The organism is Peribacillus deserti, assembly GCF_016909175.1.
GTDB classification, from domain to species: domain Bacteria; phylum Bacillota; class Bacilli; order Bacillales; family DSM-1321; genus Paraperibacillus; species Paraperibacillus deserti.
The window spans coordinates 1-15,981 of sequence record NZ_JAFBFI010000022.1 but is presented as its reverse complement, the minus strand read 5'-3'; the positions used below and the strand labels follow the sequence as shown (position 1 = coordinate 15,981).

The window sequence follows — 15,981 nt, the reverse complement described above, 5'->3', positions numbered from 1 at the left end:
AGGAAATTTTTGGACGTCAATAACTCAGAAGCTGCCTCTGCGCCATTTTTCAAAAATTTCTGCCACTTCACTGCTCAGCTGAATTTTTGAAGCTGGTTTTTTTCCGGATGTTTTAACTATCTTCTTTTCTATTTCTTTGTCAATGTGCTCTAATTCATTAAACAATTCCCTGGCTGATATTCTTAGCGCGCCTTGTCCAAAAATAGCCCATTGTTCTGTGGCATCGGAAGTTGCGACATGAATTTGCGTTTTTATGTTATTCAGTTCAATGGCTAGTTTTTCAATCCGTTCATCTGCGGTCTCATTTTCCCTGGTAAAGATCACTTCTACTTTATAATCTTTATACTTCTTCTCAGTTCCCTGCACGAAATGAGCATCAAAAACTACAATCACACGGAAGCCGCTGAAAGCCTGATACTCTGCCATTTTTTGTACCAGGCTGTCTCTTGCGGCGGGAAGGTCATGATTCCGTAATGACCGCAGCTGGGGCCAGGCACCAATCATGTTGTAGCCATCAACCAGAAGAATGTCCATAGCTTCAGTCTCCTAATGGCTGCCGCTTACGGTATACCTCATACATCAATAATCCGGCAGCTACAGAAGCGTTCAACGAAGTTACTTTTCCTGCCATCGGCAAATGGAAAAGAAAATCACATTTTTCCTTTATCAGCCGGCCCATTCCTTTTCCTTCGCTTCCAATAACAATGGCTAAAGGCATCTTTCCATCTATTTTGCGGTAGTCCTGATTTGCTTTTGCATCCGTTCCAGCAATCCAGACTCCCCGTTCCTTTAGCTCTTCTATGGCTCTGGACAGATTAGTTACCCGGACTACCGGAATGTATTCTATGGCTCCAGTGGACGCTTTGGCAACTGTTGCGGTAAGCCCGACTGCCCTCCGTTTTGGAATAATAATCCCATGAACCCCAGATGAATCAGCAGTTCTCATAATAGATCCTAAATTATGCGGGTCTTCTATTTCATCTAATATCAAGAAGAAGGGATCTTCATTCCTCTCCTCCGCTTTCTTAAATAAATCATCGATTTCTGCATAATCATAGGCAGCGACCTGAGCGATCACTCCTTGATGATTTCCATCAGACATCTGGTCAATTTTTTTCCTTGGTACAATTTGAAGCATGATATTAGCTTCCTTAGCCATGGCAATGATTGGCTGCATAGACCCTTTCTGAGCTCCTTCTGCAATCCAGATCTTATTAATTTCTCTATTGGAACGCAGCGCCTCCTGAACTGGATTTCTGCCGATAATGTACTCCTCACTCATTGACTTTTCCTCCTTTCTCAGATTCTAAATAAGAAATAGTTTGTCCAATAATTTCTTCCATTCTTGTTATTTCGTCATTTAAAAACAAGTAACCGATCAGGGCTTCAAAAGCTGTACTATACCTATAAGTCTGTACGTCTGTGTTTTTAGGTATTGTTCCAGACTTTGCATTTCTGCCTCTTTTAACTACGGATATTTCCTCTTGGGTTAATAACCCGCTCTCCATAAAATGATGAATGGCTTTGCTTTGAGCTTTTGCCGATACAAAACTGGTGGATTCTCTATGAAGCAGGTTCGGCCGGATCCCCCCCTTTTGAAGCAGATGATGCCGTATATAAGTTTCAAATACGGCATCACCCATATAAGCAAGAGCTAAGCTATTAAGCAAATTGACTTTTATATTATGTTCGTACTGCGGCATCATGTTTATCCTCGTTTCCATCGTGTTCCTTGTGCGGTGTCTTCTAGAATGATGTTCATTTCTTTCAGGCGGTCCCTTATTTGATCGGATAGAGCAAAATTCCGATCCTTACGAGCCTGGATACGCTCTTGAATTAACTCCTCTATCTCTTGATCTAACAGCTCTTGTTCTTCGAGAGCCAGACCAAGGATGCCAAATAGAGTTTTAAATTCCTGAATAAACGCTTCAATTACAGGAATGTCTGTATTTTTTTCAAGCAAGTAATAGTTCGCTTGTTTGGATAGCTCGAACAGTATAGAAATAGCATTTGCTGTATTAAAATCATCATCCATTTCTTTTTCAAAATCTTGATGGATAGAAGATATTTTTTGGAGCCATTCTTCACTGTTTTCTGTTAACCCGCTGCTAGAATCTAAGCGGTGTTTTAAATTTTGGTAAGAGGTTTTGAGGCGGTTCAGTCCCGCTTGTAAATTTTCTAACAGTTCTTCACTATAATTAATTGGATGGCGGTAATGGACAGAAAGCATAAAAAATCTGATCAGCCCGGGATCATGGTTCTTTAGGATATCATGAACCGTAATAAAATTACCCAAGGATTTAGACATTTTTTCATTATCAATATTGATATACCCATTATGCATCCAGTATTTTGAAAAGGTTTTCCCTGTTAATGCTTCAGATTGGGCAATTTCGTTTTCATGATGAGGAAATGCTAAATCCTGGCCTCCCGCATGAATGTCAATCGTTTCACCCAAATATTTTTTTGCCATCGCAGAGCATTCAATATGCCAGCCAGGCCTTCCTTTTCCCCATGGGCTTTCCCAATAAATTTCTCCTTCTTTGGCAGCTTTCCAAAGGGCAAAATCCAGGGAATCCTGCTTCTTCTCTCCCACTTCAATTCTGCTTCCAAGCCTCAGTTCATCTATAGATTGATGAGAAAGTTTGCCGTATCCTTCAAATTTTCGGGTTCTGTAATATACATCCCCTTCAGATTCATATGCAAACCCTTTGTTGATTAAAGCTTGTATAAATTCAATAATGATGTCCATATTTTCCATAACACGCGGGTGAACATCAGCCTTTTTGCAGCCGAGTGCCTCTACATCTTCAAAGTAAGCTTCAATAAATCGGTCAGCTATAACGGGCACTTCTTCACCCAGCTCATTTGCTGCTTTAATCAGCTTATCATCCACATCGGTAAAATTTGAAACAAAATTCACTTCGTAGCCGCGGTATTCAAGGTAGCGCCTCACCGCATCGAACACGATGGCAGGACGAGCGTTTCCAATATGAATGTAATTATATACGGTAGGTCCGCATACATACATTTTCACTTTTCCTTCTTCTAACGGTATAAATTCCTCTTTTTGTCTAGAGAGAGTATTATAAATTTGAATGCTCATGGATTAGACTCCTTTCATTATCCATTTTCTTTAGTTCTTCCTTAAGAAACTGGATCTCTTCTTCAAGTGTTTTTAATCGGTCATTAATAGGGTCTGGAAGGTTGCAGTGATCCAAGTCCTTTTTTACTCTCACACCGTTTTGAACGACGACTCTTCCGGGTATACCGACTACCGTTGAGTTTGCTGGAACATCTCGCAGCACAACCGATCCTCCCCCTACCTTTGAATTCTGGCCTATTACAATGGAACCTAACACTTTGGCACCGGTAGATATCAGGACATTATCTTGGATGGTTGGATGGCGCTTTCCTTTTTCCTTGCCTGTACCTCCAAGTGTAACTCCCTGAAATATGGTAACATTATCGCCAATTTCACAAGTTTCCCCGATTACGACACCCATACCATGATCAATAAAAAATCTCCGGCCTATTTTTGCTCCAGGATGAATTTCAATTCCGGTAAAAAAACGGCTTATTTGAGAGATGGCCCTTGCTATAAAAAACCACTTTCTTTTATAAAATGCGTGAGCTGCCCTATGCGCCCAAATAGCATGCAAGCCGGAATAAGTTAAAATAACCTCCACGTAGCTGCGAGCAGCTGGATCCTGATCAAACACAACCTCAATATCTTCTTTCAACTTTTTAAACATGCCGCACCGCCTCCTGTTCCCGGGTTTTATCCTTTTAGCAGCCAATCTTTTTTTATAAAAAAAACGCCTCTGTCATAATGACAGAGACGCTGTTTTTTCGCGCGGTTCCACTCTGCTTGAAAAGGCATTATACTATTGCCTCTTCCTGCTTTAAGCCTTGTAACGGCAGGCTTGCCGCCTTGCATACTAAACGCCTTAGCGTGTTTTCAGCGAAGGGCTCGAGGGTGCATTTCAAAAAACCGAGAGGCTTAAACCACTTTCAGCCGGTGATGGTTCTCTCTAATAAGCTTCGTTTTTTTACTTCTCCCTGTCTACGCACTTTAAATATAATTACTTACTACTATATTACAAAATACTCAAAATGTTAATTCAAAATATCTTGAAGTCGCTGCTTTATTTTTTCTTTCCCTAATAATTCTATGGCCTGAGGGAGGTCTGGGCCATGTGTTTGTCCAGTTACAGCCGCCCGGATAGGCATAAATAGCTTCTTCCCTTTATGTCCAGTAGCTTTTTGAACAGCTTTCATAGCAGCTTTGATTTCGTCTGCAGTGAAATTCTCCAGCGCTTCTACCTCATGAAGAAACGCGCTAAGAACCTCGGGAACCTGCTCTTCTTGCAGTACAGCCTGTCCTTCGCTGTCAAACTCCACATGATTGACGAAGAATATTTGTGATAATTCCACAATTTCAGCTCCATAGCTCATTTTTTCCAGAAATAAGCTAATTAATCCATGAAGCCACACTTTTCCTTCGTCACTTAAGTGTTCCGGCAGACGCCCGGTTTTAACTAGGTGAGGGAAACAGAGCTCTACAGCCTGTGTTAAATCCAGCTTCTTCATATACTGGTTGTTCATCCACAACAGCTTCTGCTTATCAAATAGAGCAGGAGATTTGGAAAGTCTGTTTTCATCAAAAGCTTCGATAAATTCATCCTTCGATAGAATTTCTTCCTCTCCAACTGGTGACCAGCCTAAAAGAGCAATAAAGTTAAATAAAGCTTCAGGCAGGTATCCCAGTTCCTCATACTGCTCAATAAATTGAATAATCGTCTCATCCCTCTTGCTCAGCTTCTTCCGGCTTTCATTTACGATTAGGGTCATATGGCCAAAAATCGGCGGTTCCCAGCCTAAAGCTTCATAAATCATCAGCTGCTTTGGCGTATTTGAAATATGGTCATCTCCCCTTAAAACATGGGAGATCTTCATCAAATAATCATCAACTGTAACAGCAAAATTGTAGGTTGGAGTGCCATCTTTTTTTACAATAACTTGATCGCTCATTCCTTCTGATTCAAAGGATACATCACCTTTTACCATGTCATTGAACTTGAACACTTTACCTGCTGGCACAGCAAACCGGATGCTTGGCTCACGGCCTTCCGCTTCTAGTTTAGCTTGGTCCTCTTCCGATAAATGACGGCATTTTCCGGAATAAACCGGCGTTTCATTTCTAGCCATCTGCTCTTCCCGTTCAACAGCAAGCTCATCTTCTGTACAATAACATTTATAGGCAAAGCCCTTATCGAGCAATTCTGTATAATACTTTCTATAAATATCATTTCTTTCGGATTGTCGGTATGGTCCATACTCTCCACCCACATCTACACTTTCGTCCCAGTCCATCCCAAGCCATTTTAAATACTTTAACTGGCTTTGTTCTCCGCCTTCGATATTTCTTTTCTTATCCGTATCTTCTATACGGATGATAAATTTGCCGCCTTTATTTCTTGCGAACAGATAGTTAAAAAGGGCAGTACGCGCGTTACCTATATGTAAATTACCCGTAGGGCTTGGTGCATAACGAACTCGAATTTCTTGATTCATAGCTGTTCCTCCCATGCATATTGATTCTCATATTGATTATTTTTTTACCAAGAGTACTGCTGCCTGAGATGCAATGCCCTCACCGCGACCAGGGAATCCCAATTTTTCAGTCGTAGTAGCTTTAACATTAACCTGGCTGGCGTCCCCTTCAAGTAGCTCAGCAATTATTGTCCTCATATCACTGATATAGGGAGCCATTTTGGGTACTTGGGCGATTATCGTACAATCTAAATTCCCTAAAGAATAACCCTTCTGTTTGACAAGATCCCAGGTCTGCTTTAATAAAACAGCAGAATCCATATCTTTAAATTCAGCAGATGTATCCGGAAAGTGCCTGCCAATATCACCTTCGCCAATTGCGCCAAGGCAGGCATCTGCTATTGTATGCAGCAAAACATCTGCATCCGAGTGACCCAGCAGGCCTTTTTCATAGGGGATGGTGATCCCGCCTATAATCAGCGGCCTTCCTTCAACAAGCTGGTGCACATCAAAACCTTGTCCCACACGAAACATCTTATTGACTCCTTTATAGTATATTTACTATTTATTTTTTCGTAATATAGCTTCAGCAAAGAATATATCTTCCGGGGTTGTGATTTTTATATTATCATAATTTCCTTCAATCACCGATACCTCTAACCCCATATTTTCAATAAGGCTTGCCTCATCTGTACCGAGCAGGCCTTTTTTACGGGCTTCGGCGTGGGCCTTTTTTAATAATGAAATACGAAAAGCTTGTGGGGTCTGCACTGCCCACAAGCTGGATCGTTCCACGGTTTCCAATACCGTGTTATCCCTGACCTTTTTAATCGTATCTTTTACCGGTACAGCCAGAATGGCACTGCCGCTCTTTGAAGCTGCCTTTACAAGCGCAGCAATCTGAACGAGCTGTATGAAAGGTCGTGCCCCATCATGGACCAGAACAAAACCTTCCTCTTCGTTTACAGCCTGAAGCCCATTATATACACTATCCTGCCGCTCTGCCCCGCCTTGTATAAGCTTAATTGGTTTCTGAAAGGAATACTCTGCAATAATCCTGTCAAACTCAGCCTTCTCATCCATGTTGATAGGAAGAATGATCCGCCTGCATGCAGGATCCTGTTCAAAAACCCTTAAGGTATAAACGATAAGCGGAATATCAAAAAGTGTCAGAAAAAGCTTGTTCTTACCTGCCTTCATTCTCGTTCCCTTACCAGCAGCGGGTATAATTACTTCATAAAACATAACAATAATCTCCTCTGGGTTACAGCGCCTTCTCAAGCATCTTTGGTTTGGCAAAGATCATTCTTCCCGCTGAAGTCTGAAGAACACTTGTAACCATTACATCGATGCGTTTACCTATATAATTCCGTCCATCTTCCACAACAATCATGGTACCGTCATCTAAATAGGCAACTCCCTGATTTTGTTCTTTCCCATCCTTGATTACCTGGATATTCATTTCTTCCCCAGGAAGAACCACAGGTTTAACAGCGTTTGCTAAATCATTAATATTTAATACAGATACTTTCTGCAGTTCACACACTTTATTCAAATTAAAATCATTCGTAACCACTACACCGTTTGTCAGCTTGGCCAATTTCACAAGCTTGCTGTCTACTTCCTGGATCTCTTCGAAGTCACCCTCATAGATTTCTACTTTAATCGCCAGTTCCTTTTGAATTCTATTTAAGATATCCAGGCCCCGCCGCCCCCGATTCCTTTTAAGGGCATCAGAGGAGTCAGCGATATGCTGAAGCTCTTCAAGTACAAACTGAGGGATGACTATAGTTCCTTCAAGGAAACCAGTCTGGCAGATATCTGCTATTCTGCCGTCAATGATCACGCTCGTATCAAGGATTTTAAGCTGGTTTTTCCCGTTTTCAGCCTCCTCCTCCATATCGGAGCTCTTTTTCTTATTGGCTTTAAATAACCCAGATAGCTCATCACGCTTCTTAAAGCCTACCTGGAAACCCAGGTATCCGAACAATAATGTTAATAAGATAGGGGCAACCGTATTAATAATCGGCACTTCAATAGCGTTTAATGCAAATCCTATTAAAAAGGCAAGCAAGAGCCCGACAAGCAGTCCTAAGCTTCCAAAAATAATATCAGTTATCGGAGCTTTAACGAGCGATTCTTCAAACCATTTAATAAAATTCACCACATGATCAATGGCCTTAAAAGTAATAAAATAAAATATAATTGCACCTATAATTGCAGTAACATAAGGGTTGTTAACAAACGTGATGTCCGAAGCATTCAAAACCGCCATTAATTCAGGAATCAAGAAAATCCCTAAAGTGCCGCCTGTTATTAGGAAACAAGCTTGAACTATTCTTTTTAACATCCCTTCACCTCCCTTACTCATTATAATCAAATATCACAAAACAAAACCTATGCAGGCATATTTAATCGATTTTTTCCTTTAAAAGGAGAAGGCACAGCAGGTCCATCTTCCATAATTCTTAGGTTAGCACCCGCTATTTCATGTGTCAAATAATAAAAGTCTATTATTTTAGCATAGTTGAGCTCATGATTCAAACTAGATTTTTCTTTCGGAAAAATGTTGTTCCTTTATAGACCTAAGACCTTCTTTGATCTTTTTGGCTCTTACTTCCCCTATTCCTTCTACATCATCAAGATCGGCTACCGAAGCATTAATAATGTTAGCTAATGTCTTAAACTGGATAACCAGGTTTTCAATAATCAGCAGAGGCAGTCGTGGTATTTTATGCAGGAGGCGGTAGCCCCTGGGATAAATACTCTCTTCTATAGGAGTATAGCCGACATAGCCAAGCAGCTTCATGATCATCCCGTCTTCTACTATTTCCAGATTAGAGAACTCCTGAAGTCGTACAAGAATTTCCTTTGACGATGCACTTTTATCGTATATGTAGTCCTGAATAATTAGGAACGCTTCATTTTCGAGATCTGTCAGCAGTTCATTCATCTGCAGCCTGATCAAGCGCCCTTCTGTACCCAGTTCATTTAAATACGAAATCAGCTCGCTCTTAATTCGAAGCACCATGATAAACCGGTGCATTACCTGTAATACATCCCCATAGGTAACCGATTCTTCAAATTCTAACAAACCTAAGTGTGTTATGCTTTGCCTTAGTACCGCTTTATATTTCTCTAATGTCTGGATGGCCTGGTTTGCTTTTGTTAATATGACAGCCATATCCTTTAAAGCGTAGCGAAAGTTTCCCTGATATAAGGTAATTACGTTCCGCCGCTGAGAGATGGCGATTACTAATGCCTTTGTTTCTTTGGCCACCCTTTCAGCCGTACGGTGGCGCATGCCAGTTTCACTTGAAGGGATGGATGAGTCGGGAGCAAGCTGTGCATTAGCTAATATGATCCGGTCAGCCTTTTCATTTAAAATGATGGCTCCATCCATTTTTGCCAATTCATAAAGATAGCTTGAAGAAAAGGGGCATTCAATATGAAACCCCCCATCTACAATCGTTCTGACCTTCTCATTGTAGCCGACAACAATTAACCCACCTGTATTTGCCCTGAGGACATTATCAATTCCTTCTCGTAAGGGCGCACCAGGGGCTACCATACGCAAAATTTCCGTTTTCGTTTTATCAAGGGACTTTTTTTCGCTCATATTTACCCTCCTAATGCGTATTGAAGTGCTTCAGCTACGGTTGAAACACCCACTAACTCAATTCCCTTCGGAACACTCCAGCCTCCTAAATTGTTTGCAGGAAGAATGATCCTTTCAAAACCCAGTTTCGCCGCTTCCTGGACTCTCTGTTCAATCCGGGAAACACGACGCACTTCCCCTGTCAGCCCCACTTCACCAATTAAACAGTCTGTCTGCCTGGTTGGTTTGTCTCTGAAGCTCGAAGCAATGCTTACCGCGATAGCCAAATCTATTGCTGGTTCATCTAATTTAATTCCTCCAGCCACTTTTAAATAAGCATCCTGATTTTGTAAAAGCATTCCTACTCTTTTTTCTAATACAGCCATAAGAAGGGATATACGATTATGATCCGTCCCTGTTGCCATTCTGCGGGGAGTTCCAAAGCTTGTCGGAGAGATAAGCGCCTGGATTTCAACCAAAACGGGTCTTGTACCTTCCATCGAGGCTACTACAGTCGAACCAGATGCTCCCTGTGAGCGCTCTTCAAGAAATAATTCCGATGGATTCTCAACCTCTTCCAGGCCATTTTCTTTCATTTCAAAAATTCCCATTTCATTTGTAGAACCAAATCTGTTCTTTACAGCCCTTACGATTCGATAGGTGTGATGCCTTTCCCCTTCGAAATACAATACCGTATCGACCATATGCTCAAGCAGTCTCGGCCCCGCAATTGAGCCCTCCTTGGTTACATGTCCAACAATAAAGATAGCAATTCCGTTTGTTTTAGCTATACGCATTAATTCAGCCGTACACTCCCGAACCTGTGACACACTTCCGGGAGCAGACGTGACCTCCGACTGAAATACCGTCTGGATCGAATCTATGATAACAAGGTCAGGTGCAACATCCTTAATGGCCTGGCCGATATAATCCATATCAGTCTCTGAATAGACAAATAGATTATCTGAAGTAACTCCCAGCCGCTCAGAACGCAGCTTTGTCTGTTTAACAGATTCCTCTCCTGAGATATACAGTACCTTTTTCTGTTTATTGGCCAGCTGTGAAGAAACCTGTAATAGCAGCGTCGACTTTCCAATCCCAGGGTCGCCGCCAATCAGTACAAGTGAACCCTGCACAATTCCTCCGCCGAGTACACGGTTAAGTTCGACTAAATCTGTTGCTATTCTCGGTTCTTGTATAGTGGCAATAGATGTAATGGGAGCAGCCTTTGGTCGTTCGCCTGAAAAATGAACGGCTTCCGTATTGGCAAATGCTCCCCTTCTTCCAGGCTTTACAATCTCCACTTCTTCCACCATTTTATTCCAATCTCCGCAGCCTGGACATTTTCCCATCCATTTAGCAGATTCATAGCCGCAGGATCCACAAATAAATTTTGTTTTTTTCTTTGCCATACCGTTTCCTCTCAAATCTATTTCTAAAATCTTTAATTTAAAGTGAAAATTTATTCTCTACTTATAAACATATTAACCTTCTTATAAGTTTAATCCTTCTTTAATTTGCAATCAAATTTTGACATTATATGAACGTGGTCAGTCATGACATAACAAAACGGGTACACGAATTGTGTACCCGCGGTTTTTTATTTATTTACTGGAGTTTTATCAACTGGTCTGGCAACAAGCTCGCCATCTTGTACATCAATTAGTACATGCTGGCCTTTTTCAACATTCCCTTTTAACAGCTCTTCAGAAAGATGATCTTCAATATGCTTCTGAATCGCTCTGCGAAGCGGCCTTGCTCCATATTCAGGGTCATATCCCTCTTGTGTGATCTTATCTTTTGCAGCATCAGACAGTTCAAGGTGAATATCCTGCTCTTTTAACCGTTTGACTAATGCATCTGACATAAGGGTCACAATTTCTTTTAAATGTGCCTTTTCTAGAGCATGGAAGACAATGATTTCATCAATTCGGTTTAGGAATTCAGGGCGGAAGGCTTTTTTCAGCTCTTCCATCACTTTGCCTTTCATGTCTTTGTAGTCCTGCATTTCATCTTGTATATTAAAGCCGACGAATTTATTACGTTTAAGCGTGTCGGCACCCACATTAGAGGTCATGATCAAAATGGTATTCCGGAAGTCAACCGTACGTCCTTTTGAATCAGTCAGTCTTCCGTCCTCAAGCACTTGAAGAAGAATGTTGAACACATCTGGGTGTGCCTTTTCAATTTCATCAAGAAGGACTACAGAGTAAGGCTTGCGGCGTACCTTTTCTGTGAGCTGTCCGCCTTCCTCATATCCTACGTACCCTGGAGGAGATCCTACAAGACGGGAAGTAGAATGCTTTTCCATGTATTCAGACATGTCAATACGGATCATAGCATCCTCATCACCAAAAATAGATTCAGCTAATGCTCGGGCAAGCTCGGTTTTACCAACACCTGTAGGGCCGAGGAAAATAAAGGATCCAATAGGGCGTTTAGGATCTTTAAGTCCTGCACGGGCTCTGCGGACCGCTTTAGCTACTGCAATAACGGCTTCCTCCTGGCCAATCACACGGGAGTGTAATAACTGCTCCATATTAAGAAGCTTATCAGACTCAGTCTGTGCCAGTCTTGTGACAGGAACTCCAGTCCAGCTGGATACAACATGTGCTATATCATCAACTGTAACTTCTGAATTCTCTTTACCCTGCTTTTCTTTCCAGGTTTTCTTTGTATCTTCCAGCTGTTCTCTAATTCTCTGCTCTGTATCTCTTAGGGAAGCTGCTTTCTCAAATTCCTGGCTTTGTACGGCAGCATCTTTTTCTTTACGAACTTCATCTAGTTTAACTTCAAGTTCTTTCAGATTTGGAGGTGTAGTATAAGAGCGAAGCCTTACTTTTGAACCAGCCTCATCTATTAAGTCAATGGCTTTATCCGGCAGGAACCGGTCAGATATATAGCGGTCTGACAATTTAACAGCTGCCTCAATCGCTTCATCCGTAATAGAAACACGATGGTGCGCCTCATAACGGTCACGGAGACCATGTAAAATCTGAATAGATTCCGCAGCTGTCGGCTCATCCACCTGGATTGGCTGGAAACGGCGCTCTAATGCTGCATCTTTTTCGATATATTTTCTATACTCATCTAGTGTTGTTGCACCAATACACTGCAGCTCACCGCGTGCAAGTGAAGGCTTTAGGATATTTGAAGCATCAATAGCACCCTCTGCACCGCCTGCGCCAATCAATGTATGAAGCTCATCAATAAACAGAATGATGTTTCCTGCCTGGCGAATCTCATCCATAACTTTCTTCAAACGGTCTTCAAATTCACCTCTGTACTTGGTTCCTGCTACCACAGTTCCCATATCAAGAGTCATTACACGCTTATCCCTCAAAATTTCGGGTACTTCATTGTTCACAATCTGCTGTGCTAATCCCTCAGCAATAGCTGTTTTACCCACCCCAGGCTCACCAATAAGAACTGGGTTATTCTTCGTCCTGCGGCTCAGGACCTCAATTACACGGGTAATTTCCTTGCTTCTTCCAATCACAGGATCCAGCGTTCCTTCACGGGCTATGGAAGTAAGGTCACGAGCCAGGCTGTCTAGAGTTGGAGTACTAGCAGCACTCGATGAACCTCCCTGATGCCCTCCGCTTTCATTGCTTCCTAGAAGCTGGAGAACTTGCTGGCGGGCTTTATTCAAGCTTACACCTAAATTATTTAATACTCTGGCTGCTACTCCTTCGCCTTCACGGATTAATCCAAGCAGTACATGTTCAGTTCCTACATAGGAATGGCCCAGTTTACGTGCCTCATCCATTGACAATTCAATAACTTTTTTAGCTCTAGGAGTATAATGGATGGACTGTGCTGTATCCTGCCCTCTCCCTATTAGGTTTTCAACCTCTTTCTGGATTTTATCAGCACCTAGTCCAAGAGCGTAAAGGGCTTTTGCAGCGATCCCTTCACCTTCTCTAATCAACCCAAGTAAAATATGCTCAGTTCCGATATTATTATGACCTAAACGAATGGCTTCTTCCTGTGCTAAAGCTAATACTTTCTGGGCCCTCTCTGTAAATCGTCCAAACATCATGGCACATTTCCTCCTAGCTATTCTCTATTTTCTTCTAAAATCAGTCTTTCTCGAATTAATGCAGCTCTTCTAATATCTCTCTCATCAGGATTTAATGGACCTCCTGCATACTGCTGAAGAAATCCAGGCTGAGTGAGTATCATTAATTCATTTAAAATGGTTTTGGAAATATTTTTTATATAACCAAGATCTATCCCAAGCCTTAAATCAGATAGACACTTGGCTGCTTCCTTCGTTTCAATAACTCTGGCATTTGAAAGAATCCCATAAGATCTAAATACCCTATCTTCTAATTGTATGTCAGAGGTTTTGACTAATGCTTCTCTTGCTGACCTTTCTCGGTCAATAATCTGCTCCACTACACTCAGCAAATCTTCCACAATATCTTCCTCAGACTTCCCAAGGGTGATTTGATTCGATATCTGAAAGATATTACCGAGAGCTTCGCTGCCTTCCCCATAGATTCCTCGTACAACGAGGCCTAATTGGTTGATAGCTGGGATAATGCGATTAATCTGGCGAGTCAGTACCAAGCCAGGCAGATGCATCATCACTGATGCCCGAAGCCCTGTTCCTACATTGGTAGGGCAGCTGGTTAAGTATCCTCTTTCCTCATCAAAAGCATATACGCCTTTTTCCTCTATCCAGTCATCAATCTTCCCTGCCATAATCAGCGCTTCCTTGAGCTGAAGGCCCGGATATAAGCATTGAATGCGAATATGGTCCTCTTCGTTAATCATTACACTAATTTCTTCATTATCTGAAAGAAGCACAGCACCATATGGAGCATTTTCAGCAAGATTGGGGCTGACTAAATGTTTCTCCACCAATACCCTTTTTTCAATGGGCTTCAAGTCATTCATGGTTAACAGTTCAAAGCTGCACGTATCTGAGAAGGACTCGCTTCCTAAACCGTTTCTTGCCCAATTAATAATTTCAACCGCTTCATCCCTTGAAAAGATAATGGGGAATTTATACTCCTTCAAATTCCTCGCCAGGCGGATCCTCGAGCTCAAAACAATATCTGAATCAGGCCCTTCCTCGCTCATCCAGGAACTCACAGCATTTTTTAAAAAGCGCTCGAGGCTCATGATTGTCCGCCTCCCTCTTGACCATTGTTCACTTCTTTTTCAAGGGCTCGAACTTCATCACGAATATTGGCTGCCCTCTCAAATTCTTCCTGCTCAATTGACTGCTTTAAATCCTGCTTCAATTCTTCAATCCGTTTTTTCAATGAAATATTGCCTCCGGCTTTTTTGGGTATCTTTCCGGTATGGACAATATTGCCGCTGTGAAGCCTTTTTAACACGGGAACTAAATGGTTTTTGAAGGTTTTATAGCATTCTGAGCAGCCAAACCTTCCTATTTCCACGAATTGCTGATATATCATATGACATTTAGGGCATCTCAGCTCTTCTCTATGAGTTACCGCATTATGAGATGAATGGTGAAAGGTACCTCCATTCAGCAGACCGCCTAATAAATCATTAATAGAAAAGCCTGCATTTCCATTAAATAAAGACATTTGGCCTTTTTCCTGAGCGCAAGTGTCACAAAGATGAACTTCTGATTTCTCTCCGTTCACTACTTTTGTAAAATGAAGAGTTGCAGGCCTCTCATTGCATTGCTCACAAATCATTCACACATCTCCCTTTTTAGCCCTTTTAGTTATACATTAATGTTTTAAGGACTGCCCGGAGCATACGTGCTCTTAATTCGTCACGTTCCGGCAGATCAATATATAAAACCGAACGATCCAGGACGCTTAATATAATTTTAGCTTCCCTTACTGTTATAATCTCTTCTTCTGCAAGCCTTCCAATAATATGCTCTGCATTTGCCTGTGTAACCCTGTCTTTTATTATCGAAATCAGCTGGTCTATGAGATCTGCTGTGTCTCTAAGCTGTACCTTCATAATGCGGATATAGCCTCCGCCGCCTCTCTTGCTTTCCACAATATAACCACGTTCTACAGTAAAACGTGTATTAATAACATAATTTATCTGAGAAGGAACACATTGAAATCTATCCGCAATCTCGCTGCGCTTAATTTCTACAATATCTCTTTCACTTAAATGCAGAACCTCTTTTAAATAATTTTCAATAATGTCTGAGATATTTTTCATAAAACCCCCTCCATCTGACTTTGACTATATTTGACTTTAATTATACATAGATTCCCCTTTTTTCTCAACTTTTTAATCCATCATCTCGGCTGCGTACTATTTTAGTTTATACGACCATTTTAGCCATAGTTTTATGTATTTAATATCGTTCCTGTTACTTTTTTTCTATAAAGAATTCTTACCCATTCCTGGATGGGTAAAAACATATGAATAGGATTGGAATGTTTTTAATGTAGAATCTTCAAGGGCGGTATTATAGTGGGCTTTTAATATTCAACTGTACCGGGTATACTGCCATAAAGTCTCTAGAGCCTTCTGCTGTGCCATAAGCCCAGGGTACCTGTTGAAAATTTACCGGTAGAGCTCCCTATTTTATTTATATGAACGGTATTGACCATTTGCCGAATCTTCATAAATGTTAAAAATTCCTCTTATATCTCAAAATCCCACTTTAATTCTGTAAAGCCCCCTTACATTCTGATTTACCCCTCTTAAAGTTCAGAACTGATGATGAAGAGGCAATAGAAATCACGATGTAAATGTCCAAAATAAAAAACCCTCAGGTTTCAGAGTGTAGACAAAATCAATTTCAAACAAACTTTGTCGCGAAAAATGAGGTTTGTCAATTTATTTCTTGCATATATGGTGGCTTTTCTTAA

Annotated in this window: 15 protein-coding genes and 1 other annotated feature; all 15 genes read right to left on the bottom strand. The window is 41.3% G+C overall.

Translation table 11 applies throughout. The annotated features are described in order from the left end of the window. Positions 1-24: 24 nt before the first annotated feature. A complete protein-coding gene (locus tag JOC77_RS18230; protein WP_204546563.1) occupies positions 25-534 on the bottom strand; it encodes an NYN domain-containing protein in 510 nt (169 codons plus the stop codon). Positions 535-538: 4 nt separating this feature from the next. Next, positions 539-1,282 carry a 23S rRNA (guanosine(2251)-2'-O)-methyltransferase RlmB gene (gene rlmB, locus JOC77_RS18225; RefSeq protein ID WP_204546560.1) on the bottom strand — a complete coding sequence of 248 codons (744 nt, stop codon included), beginning with the start codon at positions 1,280-1,282 and terminating at the stop codon, positions 539-541. Beyond that, complete coding sequence (locus JOC77_RS18220; RefSeq protein WP_204546649.1) at positions 1,275-1,703, bottom strand: Mini-ribonuclease 3; 429 nt, start codon at positions 1,701-1,703, stop codon at positions 1,275-1,277. Before JOC77_RS18220 ends, rlmB begins: the two co-directional genes overlap by 8 nt. A gap of 5 nt (positions 1,704-1,708) precedes the next feature. Continuing rightward, complete coding sequence (cysS, locus tag JOC77_RS18215) at positions 1,709-3,106, bottom strand: cysteine--tRNA ligase (protein WP_204546558.1); 1,398 nt, start codon at positions 3,104-3,106, stop codon at positions 1,709-1,711. Beyond that, entirely contained in the window at positions 3,087-3,755 is a 669-nt protein-coding gene (cysE, locus tag JOC77_RS18210) for a serine O-acetyltransferase (protein WP_204546556.1), read from the bottom strand. The genes cysS and cysE overlap by 20 nt, the downstream gene beginning before the upstream one ends. Positions 3,756-3,834: 79 nt before the next feature. After that, positions 3,835-4,078 (bottom strand) — a binding site (T-box leader). Between the two features lie 41 nt (positions 4,079-4,119). Continuing rightward, entirely contained in the window at positions 4,120-5,577 is a 1,458-nt protein-coding gene (gene gltX, locus JOC77_RS18205; protein WP_204546554.1) for a glutamate--tRNA ligase, read from the bottom strand. Between the two features lie 36 nt (positions 5,578-5,613). Next, positions 5,614-6,090, bottom strand: coding sequence for a 2-C-methyl-D-erythritol 2,4-cyclodiphosphate synthase (gene ispF / locus JOC77_RS18200; protein ID WP_204546544.1), 477 nt, complete (start codon positions 6,088-6,090; stop codon positions 5,614-5,616). A gap of 27 nt (positions 6,091-6,117) precedes the next feature. Next, the gene (gene ispD, locus JOC77_RS18195) at positions 6,118-6,801 is read right to left on the bottom strand and encodes a 2-C-methyl-D-erythritol 4-phosphate cytidylyltransferase (protein WP_204546541.1); all 684 of its coding nucleotides are present in this window, start codon (positions 6,799-6,801) and stop codon (positions 6,118-6,120) included. A gap of 19 nt (positions 6,802-6,820) precedes the next feature. Then, positions 6,821-7,906, bottom strand: a complete 1,086-nt coding sequence (locus JOC77_RS18190) for a PIN/TRAM domain-containing protein (protein WP_204546539.1) — start codon at positions 7,904-7,906, stop codon at positions 6,821-6,823. 195 nt (positions 7,907-8,101) lie between these two features. Continuing rightward, positions 8,102-9,175 carry a DNA integrity scanning diadenylate cyclase DisA gene (gene disA / locus JOC77_RS18185; RefSeq protein WP_204546537.1) on the bottom strand — a complete coding sequence of 358 codons (1,074 nt, stop codon included), beginning with the start codon at positions 9,173-9,175 and terminating at the stop codon, positions 8,102-8,104. Between the two features lie 2 nt (positions 9,176-9,177). Then, positions 9,178-10,566 (bottom strand): DNA repair protein RadA, encoded by a 1,389-nt coding sequence (gene radA, locus JOC77_RS18180; RefSeq protein ID WP_204546526.1) that lies wholly within the window; start codon positions 10,564-10,566, stop codon positions 9,178-9,180. 188 nt (positions 10,567-10,754) lie between these two features. Then, positions 10,755-13,196 (bottom strand): ATP-dependent protease ATP-binding subunit ClpC, encoded by a 2,442-nt coding sequence (gene clpC, locus JOC77_RS18175; RefSeq protein WP_204546510.1) that lies wholly within the window; start codon positions 13,194-13,196, stop codon positions 10,755-10,757. A 17-nt stretch (positions 13,197-13,213) separates the two neighbouring features. Then, a complete protein-coding gene (locus tag JOC77_RS18170) occupies positions 13,214-14,287 on the bottom strand; it encodes a protein-arginine kinase McsB (protein WP_204546498.1) in 1,074 nt (357 codons plus the stop codon). Then, on the bottom strand, positions 14,284-14,835 hold the full coding sequence (locus JOC77_RS18165; RefSeq protein ID WP_204546496.1) for a protein-arginine kinase activator protein McsA: 552 nt from the start codon (positions 14,833-14,835) through the stop codon (positions 14,284-14,286). Before JOC77_RS18165 ends, JOC77_RS18170 begins: the two co-directional genes overlap by 4 nt. 25 nt (positions 14,836-14,860) lie before the next feature. Beyond that, entirely contained in the window at positions 14,861-15,322 is a 462-nt protein-coding gene (locus tag JOC77_RS18160; protein WP_204546494.1) for a CtsR family transcriptional regulator, read from the bottom strand. Between the last annotated feature and the right edge of the window lie 659 nt (positions 15,323-15,981).